Source organism: Ethanoligenens sp., assembly GCF_047718355.1.
GTDB lineage: Bacteria > Bacillota > Clostridia > Oscillospirales > Ethanoligenentaceae > Ethanoligenens.
On sequence record NZ_JBDNLG010000083.1, the window covers coordinates 1 to 13,553 of the forward strand.

At 52.2% G+C, this 13,553-nt stretch carries 16 protein-coding genes; all 16 read right to left on the bottom strand.

Annotation, left to right across the window (positions count from 1 at the left end; genetic code table 11):
• Positions 1–88 precede the first annotated feature (88 nt).
• A complete protein-coding gene (locus tag ABF463_RS11380; RefSeq protein ID WP_415533756.1) occupies positions 89–286 on the bottom strand; it encodes a hypothetical protein in 198 nt (65 codons plus the stop codon).
• A gap of 207 nt (positions 287–493) precedes the next feature.
• Complete coding sequence (locus ABF463_RS11385) at positions 494–637, bottom strand: hypothetical protein (RefSeq protein ID WP_415533757.1); 144 nt, start codon at positions 635–637, stop codon at positions 494–496.
• Between the two features lie 330 nt (positions 638–967).
• Entirely contained in the window at positions 968–2,677 is a 1,710-nt protein-coding gene (locus ABF463_RS11390; RefSeq protein WP_415533758.1) for a sulfate adenylyltransferase subunit 1, read from the bottom strand.
• Between the two features lie 16 nt (positions 2,678–2,693).
• Complete coding sequence (gene cysD, locus ABF463_RS11395) at positions 2,694–3,494, bottom strand: sulfate adenylyltransferase subunit CysD (protein ID WP_415533759.1); 801 nt, start codon at positions 3,492–3,494, stop codon at positions 2,694–2,696.
• A gap of 91 nt (positions 3,495–3,585) precedes the next feature.
• Positions 3,586–3,897, bottom strand: coding sequence for an indolepyruvate ferredoxin oxidoreductase subunit alpha (locus ABF463_RS11400; RefSeq protein ID WP_415533760.1), 312 nt, complete (start codon positions 3,895–3,897; stop codon positions 3,586–3,588).
• On the bottom strand, positions 3,894–5,573 hold the full coding sequence (locus ABF463_RS11405) for an adenylyl-sulfate reductase subunit alpha (RefSeq protein WP_415533761.1): 1,680 nt from the start codon (positions 5,571–5,573) through the stop codon (positions 3,894–3,896). The genes ABF463_RS11400 and ABF463_RS11405 overlap by 4 nt, the downstream gene beginning before the upstream one ends.
• Positions 5,570–6,814 carry an O-acetylhomoserine aminocarboxypropyltransferase/cysteine synthase family protein gene (locus tag ABF463_RS11410; RefSeq protein WP_415533762.1) on the bottom strand — a complete coding sequence of 415 codons (1,245 nt, stop codon included), beginning with the start codon at positions 6,812–6,814 and terminating at the stop codon, positions 5,570–5,572. Before ABF463_RS11410 ends, ABF463_RS11405 begins: the two co-directional genes overlap by 4 nt.
• A 3-nt stretch (positions 6,815–6,817) precedes the next feature.
• A complete protein-coding gene (locus ABF463_RS11415) occupies positions 6,818–7,057 on the bottom strand; it encodes a sulfurtransferase TusA family protein (protein WP_415533763.1) in 240 nt (79 codons plus the stop codon).
• Entirely contained in the window at positions 7,054–7,917 is an 864-nt protein-coding gene (locus tag ABF463_RS11420) for a 4Fe-4S binding protein (RefSeq protein WP_415533764.1), read from the bottom strand. Before ABF463_RS11420 ends, ABF463_RS11415 begins: the two co-directional genes overlap by 4 nt.
• Position 7,918: 1 nt before the next feature.
• The gene (locus ABF463_RS11425) at positions 7,919–8,335 is read right to left on the bottom strand and encodes a M67 family metallopeptidase (protein WP_415533765.1); all 417 of its coding nucleotides are present in this window, start codon (positions 8,333–8,335) and stop codon (positions 7,919–7,921) included.
• 12 nt (positions 8,336–8,347) lie between these two features.
• Positions 8,348–9,166, bottom strand: a complete 819-nt coding sequence (locus tag ABF463_RS11430; RefSeq protein ID WP_415533771.1) for a HesA/MoeB/ThiF family protein — start codon at positions 9,164–9,166, stop codon at positions 8,348–8,350.
• Positions 9,163–9,378, bottom strand: a complete 216-nt coding sequence (gene thiS, locus ABF463_RS11435; RefSeq protein WP_415533766.1) for a sulfur carrier protein ThiS — start codon at positions 9,376–9,378, stop codon at positions 9,163–9,165. The genes ABF463_RS11430 and thiS overlap by 4 nt, the downstream gene beginning before the upstream one ends.
• Positions 9,379–9,454: 76 nt before the next feature.
• Complete coding sequence (locus ABF463_RS11440; RefSeq protein ID WP_415533767.1) at positions 9,455–10,216, bottom strand: ABC transporter permease; 762 nt, start codon at positions 10,214–10,216, stop codon at positions 9,455–9,457.
• The gene (locus ABF463_RS11445; RefSeq protein ID WP_415533768.1) at positions 10,161–11,000 is read right to left on the bottom strand and encodes an ABC transporter ATP-binding protein; all 840 of its coding nucleotides are present in this window, start codon (positions 10,998–11,000) and stop codon (positions 10,161–10,163) included. The genes ABF463_RS11440 and ABF463_RS11445 overlap by 56 nt, the downstream gene beginning before the upstream one ends.
• A gap of 134 nt (positions 11,001–11,134) precedes the next feature.
• A complete protein-coding gene (locus ABF463_RS11450; RefSeq protein ID WP_415533769.1) occupies positions 11,135–12,283 on the bottom strand; it encodes an ROK family protein in 1,149 nt (382 codons plus the stop codon).
• 142 nt (positions 12,284–12,425) lie between these two features.
• Entirely contained in the window at positions 12,426–13,490 is a 1,065-nt protein-coding gene (locus ABF463_RS11455) for an aliphatic sulfonate ABC transporter substrate-binding protein (protein WP_415533770.1), read from the bottom strand.
• Between the last annotated feature and the right edge of the window lie 63 nt (positions 13,491–13,553).

Consider the following 13,553-nt stretch of genomic DNA (forward strand, 5'->3'; position numbering starts at 1 on the left):
GGTACGGATTGAATCAATTTAGGTAGCTGTGTTACAAAAATGCTTGACCACAACAAATTCAGCGGATTGCCAATCGTGTCATAAGATGTCAGCTGTCTTTCCGGTTGCCATCGCCGGAAGTGTAGGTATGGGCGGCTTCACTGTACCCAGTGTACCGGTCGAATACGGATACTCCGTTTGGCTCAGCAAATTGCAGCCCGCGTATGACGCGGGCTGCAATTTGTACTGAATAGGCATATTCGATTATCAGTTTGCCGTTACCGAACGTAAATTGTTTGATAGACAACCGGTTCAAGCCGTCATAGGTAAGGCACAGGTTATCTTCTATGCATTTTGAAGCAATTTCGATTGTGGTGTATTGCTTGATTCATCCAAATACAGGAAAATACAGGTTATTAAGCCCCGAGCAAATGTAATAATCTTTTTCCGAAACAATGGAAGTACCTGTGGATGCCAATTTCAGTGTTGCGGCAACTGCCTCAAAAATAAATTGCTAGGTGGTGCTGTCACTTTTCCGTTGCTCAATAACCGGAGTGGAAATAGTATTATTTTGCACATCCAGATTGCTCGTGGCGTTGCTGCATCCGGTTCCAATCGTAAACGTCCCGTCTCCATTGGGTATCATTTTAAAATACATAGAAGCGGTGCCGTCTTGGAAAATTTCAAATGAAAACCGCTAGCCCGCCGTGAGGGTATCGATCTTGGTAACGGTAATGGTATAGCCGCTGTAGGTGAATGCGCCACCGCTCATGGTGCCACCATTTACGATCCGCGAAGCACATACGCACTGGGGGTATTCGAACTGTTGTAGAACATATGCGCATGGATGCCCTCGATGAGGATGGTGCTGCCGCCAATGGTGGGGTTGGCTGTGGCCGCAGTGATGAAGGCAGTTGACGGTATCGCTCAATGCCTTTAATAAACCTTTACATCTGTTGTTCCTATAAGGTTCGCGTAGACTGGTCCGTTATACCCGTCCAAAGCAGATGGTATGATACGTCCCGAAGTCCATCCATTTGGTGCAAAGTGCAACGATATCCACACCGGTGGTCTGGGCGGTCTTTCGATAATTCTCCCAGTCCTCGGCAGATGAAATCCGCACCGCCAGACCAGACGCCGTCAACACTGGTAAGCCGGCATAGGCATATTCATCCAGTGGAAGCAGCGATTCAAGCTTGCCGCCGCGCACACGCGCCGCAAGACCGCTCGGCACATCCGTCAGATCAAAATCACGCGGGTACGCATAGGTTTTGCCTTTGACCGGCAAAATATCTTCCTCGCTGAACACACTGACATGAGTCACATTCTTGAAGACTTGCCGGTCTTCCGGCGCATAGAAAAACTCGTCAAATAAAGTGACTTCCAACCGGCGGCCGCCGCCTGAAAACACACTGTGCACCAATGCACCCTCGGCCTCCCCGGATACAATGCCGCCACCGCTCACATCGTAACCATCCACCAAGACGAAACGTCCCATGGCATGGTTATTCTTGAACAGATCGAAGACAACAGGGGTCTTGGTTTTCAACGTAACTTCCGCCACGCCGTTGGTGCCGACCGACTGCACATCTTCCGCTGTGCCAAGCGTATTGGTATCAACCACGTGTTTAATCTCCGCGATTTCGCACATGGTCTCCTGCGTCGCCAGTTTCAGCTTATAGGTCGCGCCAACCGTCAGCGGTTTTTTACCCATCCAGAACAGGTTGACATCAAACGCATCACCCACCAATGGTTGGGAACTGCGATGTGAAATCACTTCTCCGCGACAGTTGAAAAACTCGTCCTCCACTGTAATACCGACCGACATCCCGGCCGATACGTTATCGGTTTGATCGCGCGGCGCCCAGTAGGCAACGGATTTGACGTGTGTCGATTTGTTGCCCGGTTGAATGACAATCTCGTCCCCCACATGCAAGACACCGGTCTCAATTCGTCCCGCAATGATGCGGCGGTCATCAAATTTGTAGACATCTTGAATGGGAAAACGCAACGGTTTATTTACCAGTTCTTTGTCCTTTTCAAACTCGTCGATGGCTTCCAGAATGGGCTGATCGTTATACCATGGCATTTTGTCGGACTTGCTGGCAATGTTTTCACCGTTGACTGCCGACACCGGAATGAATTTGAGCGGGAAAATATGTAGTTTGTTTAGAAAATCCTGCATACCGCTTTTGATTTCCTCATACCGCTCCTGGGAGTAGTCCACCAGATCCATCTTGTTGATAACGACGTACACTTTCCGAATACCGAGCAGAGACAAAATGTAGCCGTGGCGTTTCGATTGCTCTTGAATGCCCTCTTTGGCGTCCACCATAAGCAAAGCCGCTTCCGCATTGGCCGCGCCGGAAATCATGTTTTTCAAAAACTCCACATGACCCGGTGCGTCGATGATGACATAATCGCGTTTTTTCGTATGGAATTGCAGCGAGGTTGTGTCGATGGTGATGCCTTGTTTCTGCTCTTCCTCAAACGCATCCAGCAAATACGCATATTCAAACGGCTTGCCGGTTTCCTTTGAAATGCGCTTCACTTTGTCAATTGCGCCCTCCGGCAAGGACTCGGTATCGTATAACAGCCGCCCGATCAATGTGGATTTGCCATGATCCACATGACCGACGACGACAATTTTCAGCACTTCCCGCGTGGCGGTTTCCTGTTTAGTAATTGTTTCAGACATACTGGTCGTCCCCTCCTTACATGTATCCATTTTTGCGCAATTTCTGCATGGCGTACGCGTCCTCTTTGTCCTGCGCACGGCCCGCACGTTCGCTCACATTCGTGGTTTTCAGTTCCTCGATGATCTGAGGCACGGTGACGGCATTGGAATCAATTGGCTCCGTGCAGCAGCCGCACCCCAAGCTGCGGTAACGCTTGCCGTTCTTCGCAAAATACAGATCAACAACCGGAATCTTTTCACGCTCCACATAGGACCAGATGTCGATTTCGTCCCATTGCAGCAACGGATGGACACGAATATGGTGGCCTTTGGGAAATTCAGTCTTGAACTGATCCCAAAGCTCCGGCGGCTGGTTGGTATAGTCCCACGCGGAATCCACACCGCGCTCGGAAAATACGCGCTCCTTAGAACGCGAGCCTTCCTCGTCGCGGCGGATACCGGCAATCAGACCCTCAAACTTGTACGCATCGACAACCTGTTGCAGTCCGTCGGCTTTCAATGCCTTGCAGCAAACCAGACGGCCCGCCTGCGGCCCCATGCCGGCGGCAATCGCCTCTTCATTGCGGTGCACAATCAGTTCCAAATTGTATTCTTTGGCAACACGGTCACGAAATGCAATCATTTCCGGCATCTTGTAGGATGTATCGACATGGATAAGCGGAAACGGGCAATGACCAAAAAACGCTTTTTTCGCCAGCCAAAGCATCACCGTAGAATCTTTGCCAATCGACCACAGCATACCCAGCTTGCGGAATTTATTATAGGCCTCGCGCAAAATATAGATGCTTTGCGCCTCAAGCCTGTCGAGATGATCCATGAAATGACCTCCTTATCAAAAGCCCCGTCAAAAGGCCGTTTGCACTTTTGACCAAAACGGTAAAAAGTGTGTGAAATAAAAAACTGAACGCTTAATACTTATTGGCATCCCGCGCATCCACAGTGATGGTACGGGTTTCCCCATTGGGGCGCTCAAATACCCAATGGAGCAAAGAGCCCTCCCGACGCACGGACAACTCCGTACCGCGCCCGCCGATATCGGCGCCTAAAAACGTATGGATGGCGCCGAACGCACACTCTTTTAGGCAGGCTGTACATCCCCAGCATTCCTCGGGATATTGCAGCACCGCCTTACCCTCGATCTTAGCAATCAACGTACCCGGACAAGCTGTCAGGCATTTGCCGCAGCCGGTACAAGTTTCTTGGCGGATATGGATGCTCACAGTGTTTCCCCCTTCCTCAACAACGGGCGGGTGAACACATGCACCACGCCATTTTCCATACGGGAATTGATGAAACAGCGAAAATGTGCGTCATCCTGCCCCGGATAGTCGGCATTTTCATCAAAACTGTGCCAGCGGGTTTCTTTGCGTGCTTCCAGATGCGCGACCAGCACCAGACAGACGTACAAGCGGTCGATCACTTCGCAAAGGCACATCAGCTCATGCAAGTCCCTCGCATGAAGTGTATTTGCAAGCGCGAGCAGTTCCCGCAGCTGTTCTTTCGCCCGTTTGAGTTTGGTGCCGCAGACCACATAGTTTTGAGAAATCCCGCCCGCGTACTCGTCCATGGTCTTCTGCATGGCTTCTTCAAGCTGTGCAACCGTATAGGCACCCGCCTTGCGGCTGAGGAATGCTTCCAATTCTTTGCATTTGGCATCTGCCTGCGCATCGTCCGCCGGAACGGATTTGCCCAGCCCGGCAATATAGGCACGTGCCGACTGCGCGGCGATCTCCCCTTCCACAAACCCACCGGTGACATATTTCTGCGGACAGCCGCCCGCCACATCCCCCGCCGCATACAGGCCGGGCAAGGTCGCCGCGCGTCCGGTATCCACCCAGTAACCGCTGGCAGTATGCCCACCGACCACATACGGTTCTGTGCCTTCGATCTCCACGTTGTGGGTCGCCGGGCCACCGTTTTCCAGCCATTTAAGCGTCTGTGCGGGCGCCATGTTGAGATATGCCTTATACAAATCATCCTGTTGGCGCTCGGTTATTCCCTCTGTTTTTAAATAACAGGGGCCGCGGCCCGCACGGTTCTCCATCACGGTGGAATACAGGCGCATAGCCGTGGTGTTCCCGCCGTACTGCTCCGCATACGGTTTCTCGGCGCCATTGACCTGCGGTGCGCCGACTCCCTGCGCAATCGTGCCGGTGGGGGCAATGGTATCTTTACAGCGCAAGGCAATAAACCGCATTTCAAACGTAGTCATCTCCGCACCGGCGCGGATGCCCATGGCATAGCCCGCACCCGCATCAAATGGGCAATACCACATTTTATGCTTGGAAAAGCCGGGGTTGTTGGGGCGGTAAAGTCCCGCCGCACCGCCCGTTGCACAGAGCGTGGCCTTGGCATGGAACGCGTAAAACACCGGTTGTTCAATGGAGAAGCCGACCGCGCCGGCCACGCGCTGGTCTTGGGTAAGATAGTCTGTAACATTCACGCGGTTGAGCACCGTAATGTTGGGATGGGACGCCACAGCTTTCGCCAACAGCGGCTTAATATTCTCGCCGTTAATTTTCACATTGCGTTTGCCGCGCATTGCATAGCCGCCGTTTTCATCTTTGAGGATGACCAGCCCCAGACTTTCCATTTTGCGCGTAACAGCATTGAGCCGCTCGGCCATTGTAAGGGCAAGGTCTTCCCGCAGAATATCCGATGCATCGGTGCGGGCATAATCGACATAACTCGAAGGTTCCAGCCCGTCCGCAATGTAAGCATTGAGGGCGTTCACCCCCGCAGCCAAACAGCCGCTGCGCTTGATATCCGCCTTTTCCACAATCAGGATGCGCAGATGCGGGTCTTCCTCCGCTGCGACAATAGCGGCATAACACCCCGCCGTTCCGCCGCCGATAATGAGGAAATCGGTCTCGATTATTTTGCGCTCCAGTTTCATTCTTCATCACCTCGCACTGCTTGCAGCGCATTGCGGAAATCCTCAATCAAATCATCAGTGTCTTCCAATCCGACGCTGACACGGATGAGGTCATCTGATACGCCCATACGCAAACGCTGTTCTTTCGTATATTCGTGGTATATCGACGATGCCGGATGCAAAACCAGTGTACGTGCATCCCCAATATTCGACGCAATGGTGCAATAGCGCAGGGCGTTGAGTACGGAAAACGCGTTCTCCCAAGAACCGACGCGCAGGGTAACCATTGGACCGAAATGCCCGCCGAATTGTTTCTCCGCCACCGCGTGATCGGGATGAGAGGACAGACCCGGATAGGTGACCTGCACCACCCCAGGTGTATGTTCCAGCGCCTGCGCAAGTTTGAACGCGTTGTCACAGATGCGCTCCATCCGAACCCCCAGCGTTTCCAGTCCGATGCCGTTGAGGTAGGCATGGAGCGGCGGCATACAAACACCGTAGTCACGATACACACCCTCGCGCAGTTTCGCCAGATATGCCATTGGGCCAAACTTCCGATAGGGTTTCAGAGACGGAAAACGTTCCAAGTCCCATTTGATACGCCCGCTGTCCACCAGGACACCGCCAATGGCACTGCTGCTGCCGTTGATGAACTTGGACGTTGAATGCACCAGCAGATGCGCCCCCAGAGTCAACGGTTTGTACAAATACGGCGTTGCCATCGTTGCATCCACCACGAGCAATGCACCATGCTGCTCACAGAGCGCCGACAGCGCCGCTATATCCGGCACATCCAGTTTGGGATTGCCGATCGATTCCACAAAGACCGCTTTGGTGTTTGGGGTAAACGCCTGCTCGAAAGATACCGCGCGGCTGTCCGGCACATAAATCGTATGAATGCCGAGATCTTCAAAGCCGTTGAACAAGGAACAGGTTCCGCCGAAAATACCGGAAGCCGATAACAACTCGTCCCCCGCGCGCAAGAAGCCGAGCAGTGCGGTGGTAATGGCTGCCATTCCGGAATTGCAGGCGACCGCGCCAATCCCGCTTTCCAGATAGGCCATGCGCCGTTCAAACGAAGAAACAGACGGATTGGACACCCGCGAATAAACAAATCCCGGTTTGCGGTTGGCAAAGATGGCTTCCAATTCTTCCGCCGTGCCGGCCGCAAATGCGGTGTTCTGACTGATGGGCGGCAGGGTGGCACCGTTGGCTTTGTCCGGCCCATACCCGCCGTGCAGCAGCGAGGTATCAAATTTCATCGATCAATCCTCACCTTTTTTCACCAGAATGCTGAAAGTGCCATCGTCGTTTGCCTGTACATCCAGCACCGTGTGCCCTTCGTCCTTCATGCTGCGGGGCACATTTTGAATCGGTTCCCCGCCATTCATGTGGATTTCCAGCGTCTGACCGGCATCCAGTTCTTCAATGGCGACCTTCGCTTTCACAAACGTCATTGGGCACACTGCGTCGGTGATATCTACAAATGCATCCGCCTTGCTCATTTGACCACCTCCTCCAGCTGTTCGTGCAGTTTTTCAAAACCCACACGATTCAGACATTGGGAAAACCGTTCGGACGGCTTGCCGTATTCCTTGAAAAATGCAATGGTAGCATCCACCACTTTCAGCAATTTTTCTTCCTCAAAGAGGATCGGCAGCAGCTGCGTGCCAAATTGCAGATGGTTTCCAAAATTGCCCCCGAAAGACAGTACATATCCGCTTTGGCCCGTCCATGCGTCAGTCGGACAGGATTTGACACACCGCCCGCAAGCAACGCAATCTTTATCGTTAAAAGACAGGGTCTTGTTTTCCTTGTCCACCGTGATGCACCGAGTCGGACAGACCGCAGCACAAAGGCCGCAGTGCGTGCAAACATCTGCATGATAGGTCGGCCACATGCCGCCTTTAATACCGAGGTCGTTCTCCTCCGCTTTCAGGCAATTGTTCTTGCAGCCGGTGATGCCCAGCTTGAATTTATGCGGCAGATCTTTGCCAAAATACCGTGCGTCAAGTTTTTTGGCAAGACCTTGGGTCTCGATTAAACCGCTTGGGCAAATGGCACTGCCTTGGCAGGCCGTCACGGTGCGCACCCGCGCACCGCAGGCGCCCTGTTCCAACCCGCCTGCCCGCAGCGCTTTCTTAACCTCGTCAATGTCCTCAAGCCGGATGAACGGAATCTCAATGCCCTGCCGCGCCGTCAGATGCACGTAGCCCTGCCCGAATCGATCGGCGATCTCATAAACGGCTTTCAGCTGTTCCGCCGTCACATGCCCCGCCACCATGCGCAGACGCATGGAAAAGCAGTTCTTTTGTTTTTGCCGCATAAAGCCACCCTTTTTCAGAGCGCTGTAATCCACTGCCATTTTATTCTTCCTCCAACAGGGTAATTGGCTCCTGTTCCACCTCTGTGCCACGAATATGGAAGCATTTCACGACCGGTTCCTTTTCCATTAGTGAAAGGATAAGGTACCGAATCGATGGGTCGAATGCCAGCCGCTTGTCTTCTTCGGATGGGCGGGATGGCGAAGATGGATGGCTGTGCAGATTACCCAACAAAACCCAGCCGTTTTTGCGCATGTCCTTGATGGCCGCAAACTGCTCCTGCGGGTCCATAGAAAAATGTTCCGGACTTTTATCCACATTGGTCAAAAGATAGACCTGTTTAATTGCCGCATCTTGTCCGCCGACTATACCGCCTAGCAATGCGCAGGCCTCATTCGGCAGACCCTCTTTTGCATGGGCGAGAAACCGTTCAAACTGTGCTTTTGGAAATTTCAGCATCGCTGCTCCCCCTTAGTGGCCGTCCTTCATGTCACAAGCCGTCTGCTCATAATCAATCAGTTTCGTGATGGTGGGATGTTCCCCGCAGACCGCGCAGTCTTTCACTTCACCCAGTTTGACCTTGCGGAAATCCATATTCAACGCGTCATAGGTGAGCAGAGATCCGGTTAGCAGATGCCCCAGTCCCAATATATATTTCAATGCCTCACTGGCCTGAATCGTGCCAATAATGCCACCCATCACACCCAGCACACCTGCCTGACGGCAAGTTGGAACGGCATCGGGAGGAGGCGGATTTTTAAACACACAGCGATAGCAGGGGCCTTCACCGGGCACATAAGTCATCGTCTGTCCCTGGAAACGAATAATGCCTGCATGAGAAAACGGCTTTTTCGCCATCACGCACGCGTCGTTGATAAGAAATTTTGCGGGAAAATTATCTGTACCGTCGATGATGAAATCATAATCCTGATCGTTGATGATGTCGAGGATGTTGTCGGCTCGAATCCATTCATTATAGGTCACCACATTGACATCCGGGTTCATTGCGTTGATGGTTTCTTTTCCGGACTGCACCTTGGGCTTGCCTACATCCTTCGTCTGATGAATGATCTGGCGCTGAAGATTGGAAAGATCGACGGTGTCAAAATCGACCAGACCGATCGTGCCCACACCAGCCGCACCCAGATACATCGCGGCAGGTGCGCCCAAACCGCCGGTGCCAACAACCAAAACCTTGGCGTTTAGGAGCTTCATCTGCCCTTTTACGCCCACTTCCTTGAGGATGATATGACGGGAATACCGCTCCATCATCTCATTAGTAAAATTCACTGACACTGTGCGCCGCCTCCCATGAAGTATAGAAATTCAACCGCATCGCCCTCTTTGACCACATGGGTCTCAAAATCTGTGCGTGGGATAAAATTATCATTAATCTGCACCGTAACATATTCCGGCATGTTGACATTTTGCACTTGAAGCAGTTCCTGCACCGTCAGTTCTTTTTCCAGTTCCACGGTCTGTCCGTTTGTCTGAATTTTCATTGTAAACCTCCAAATTTACCAATATCTTTATTGTACTGCAATCCAATGGGAAGCACAACCACCTTCCAAAAGGGAATCAGGCACGATCCAGCCCCCAACGGCGGCGCACAGATTTCTCTGCCCGCCCAAACACCAATTTGTCAATCAGCAACCCAAGCACGACAATGACGATCATCATCGCCATAACCTGATTGATGTCCGCAAAATCGCGGCCTTGCATCAAAATAACGCCCAGCCCTTTAGTCGCGGAGAGCATCTCACCGGCCATCAGTGCACGCCATGCAAATGACCAGCCCTGCTTTAGGCCGGAAATCAGTGTGGGCAGAGAGGCCGGAAACACGATATCCCGATAATACGGTACACCCTTGGCGCCCATCGTGTGGGCTGCACGCAGATACAGCGGGTTGATATTGCGGATTCCGTCTTGTACAGCGATGGCAATGGCAAATGTCGAACCAATCACGACCACAAACAGAATCGCGCTTTCCCCAATGCCGAACCAGAGGACGGCAAACGGCAGCCAACAGATGCTCGGCAGCGTTTGCAACCCAAGGATAAAGGAACTAATCTGTTTGCCCAATCCCTTAAACCGCGTAGTCAGCAGGCCGATTCCAACCCCTATCACCATGGATAGCAAATATCCGCCTACCACGCGTTGCAGTGTGACCAGTATGCCAATTCCCATAGAGCCGTTGGCAATCAGTTTGCCGACGGTTTGCAGCACACCCAGCGGGGTTGGAAAAATATAGGGCTTCCATATGTGCAGGATATTAACGCCGATCTCATAGATTAGCACCCAAATCACGATCAGCCCCAGGTAAAACAGTATCTTTTTCAAAGCTCCAGTCATCACCGAACTCGCTTTTGGCAACCTTCTCCACCTCCTCTTTTAATACAGCCATGACGCTCTTGACAAAGTATGTCAGATCAACGCTTTCTTTTTGGCGCGGGCGAGCCAGCTCAATGCGAAATTCCTTTTTAACAGTCCCGGGATGCGCAGACAGAACCACCACCCGATCAGCCAGCATGACCGCTTCCTCTACGTTATGGGTTACAAAAAAAATCGTGCGTTTGGTTTCCAGCCAGATGCGTTGAAGCTCCAGCTGCAAAATAGTTTTGGTCTGGCTGTCCAGTGCCGCAAAGGGTTCATCCATCAGCAGCACTTTGGAATCCAGAATGAGCGCACGCGCGAGCGCCACGCGCTGGCGCATACCGCCGGACAGTTCATGCGGGTAGCGCTGTGCAAATCCGGACAGACGCACCAACTTCAAATAGTTCATTGCGCGCGCAATACGCTCTTCCTTTGGAACACCCGCAACTTTAAGCGGGTATGCGACATTGTCCACCGCACGCATCCACGGAAAAAGGGCCGACTCTTGAAACATAACCGCCCGATCGGGCCCGGCACGGCAGACGCGTTTTCCATCCAGTTCTACGGTCCCGCTTGTTGCCTTATCCAGCCCCGCGACAATATTGAGCAATGTGGACTTGCCACAACCCGAAGGCCCCAGCACACAGACAAATTCTCCGTCTTTCAATTCGAGATTGACGTTGTGCAGCGCGCCGGCTTTCACACCATCCGCTGTAAAATTCTTGTTAATATTCTTGATTACCAAGCTCATCAAATGTCCTCCATTCCTGTGTATATATGTGAAAAACCACTTACTGCCTCACGCGGAAACATAAGGGCATCATGACAAGCATTGAAAAGGCTTTGCAGCAATTCTGCCAACATGGCCAAAAACCGCTATATGAATCACCCGAATTGTGATGCCGGTTGCGCACTGCATGTCGGGGGTGCACTTATGGCTTCTTCCAATGCCAGTGCGGCGCCCCCCACCGCCATAGCGTCTTCTTCCAGGCAGCCGCCGCGGTGAAACACCACCCCGCTTTGTGCCGACCAAGCCTGCTTCTTCGCCATGCCGGCAGCCACTTCATAATAGAGTTCCGACTCCCGGATCAGCGGCCCGCTCAGGATGACCAGACCCGGCCCAAGCAAATTAATGAGATTGGAGAGTCCAATGCCCAAATATGTGGCGGCATTCCGTAACACATTATCCGCCAACGCATCACCTTGCTGCGCTGCCGCGCAGATTTCTTCCCATGAAGCATCCGGCGGTAAAGCAGAGGGTTCACCCAGTTTCCGGCGCTTCTCAAAATCAGCCGTGACCGCACGGATCGTCACATAGCAATCCAGGCAACCACGCTTTCCACAAGTACAAAGCCGCCCGTCGGCATTCACGACCATATGGCCGAAGACGTCCTCCTCATTTTGCGGTGTGCGAATGAGTACACCGTCCATAAACGTACCGATACGAATGCCCACACCGCAGTTGACATAGACAACTCGTGAAACGTCCCTCCCGATTCCATAGAGTGATTCGGCCAACACGGCGGTATTGGCGCCGTTATCCAGGGATACCGGGCACCCCAACCCTTGTTGAAGCATGGAAACAATCGGCACCTGCTGCCAGCCTGACGCCTGAAAATAGCGCGGAGAAATTAAGACGCCTTCCGCTCGAGACATGGGGCCTACAGTACCAACACCGGCGCGAATGATTCGTCCGCCCGTTTCAACCGTTTGTGCCAGCATGTCTTGAGCTGTCTTGATGATTGTTTGTACCGTCCATTCCGGAGTTGCCCACTCGCCCATATCAAACCAGTGTGAAACAACCACATGCAGTTTCAAATCGGTAAGTACAATCCGCATATATGTACGCGAAATATCCACACCCAGTAAATAATAACTCCGATCGGGCACATCATATAACGCGGGTCTGCGCCCACCCGACGACTCGCCAAACTGCGGACACACAACCAGCTTCAATTCCTTCAGCGGACGCAAAAAGCGACTGAGGGTGGTCAATTTTAATCCGGTAGCCGCAAGCAGTTGACTTTTAGACATCGGGCCAGTCTTTTGCAACGCGCAAAACACGTGTTTTTCTTGCGGACCGCATGTATCAAAAAGGTCAGGCACCATCCGTATCACCTCCGGTGGATATGCAGCAGGTCAATCAGTCGCACAGGCCTGATGGACAGCAAAGATCTTATGAGATCGTCGCTTTCCCATCTGCCTTCAGCACTTTGTTCAACGCGGTAAAATCGAACAAGGTCTTATAATCTGAACTACCCTGCAAATAGCCGGCATCTTTTGCAAATGTGGCAAAATCCAGCACCGAGGCTTTGGACGGGTCGTTTACCACCGTTGTGTTTTTGAAAGAAGATGCCAGAATATCCGTAGACAATTTTTTCTGTGTAAGCACGTTGATCTGGTTATTGATAGCATCTTGCGCGGCCTGCGGATTTTTGTTGATATAATCCGTGAGTGCTACATGCGCTTTAAGGAATTTTTCCAGCACATCGGGGTGCGCCTTGATGAAGTCTTTGCGGGCAATCACAACAGCAGTGGCGTATTTGCCGTTAAGCCAAAGCGCGTTTTGATCCAGAACCACTTGCGCATCGTCTTTCTGTATCAGCGTAGAACCCCATGGCTCCGGCACCAATGCCGCATCCAGCGCCCCTTTGTCGAACAACGTCTGTACATCCGGGTTGTTAACCTGCTGCACTGTCACTGTGCCGCCCTTATCAGCCGTTTTCAATCCATTTTTTTGGAGCAGATTAAGCAACAACAAGTGCTGTGTGTTCCCATATTGCGGGATGGCAACTTTTTTGCCCGCAAGATCTTTTACACTCTTGATCCCTGCACCTTTCCGTGCAATGAGCAATGCACCGCCATCGGTCGATCCTGCGACAATTTGGATATCCCCACGCGATTGCACATAGCCGGTGATGGCTGGCCCCGGCCCGATATACCCGATGTCTTCGGCACCAGTCAAAAATGCCTGTGTTTCGTCTGGGCCTGCGTTGTATGATTTCCAGTTGATTGTGGTACTTGAACCGATGGCTTTCTGGAAATCACCGTTGTTTTTGCCCACAAGCCCCTGCGCATGGGTAAGGTTAGGGAAAAGCGCTACATTCAATTCTTTTAGAGGACTCTCGCTGTTGGCACTACTGTCGGCTGCTGTACTGCCGCTGTTGCAGGCGGACAACCCGATGACCAGCAAAGCGCCCGTCATGACCAACACCACCCGCCCTATTATAGGATGTCTCATGATTTTCCCCCGATCGTTTTAGGTTTTGCATAATAAATAAAACTAAGTTACTTTGTATACGTC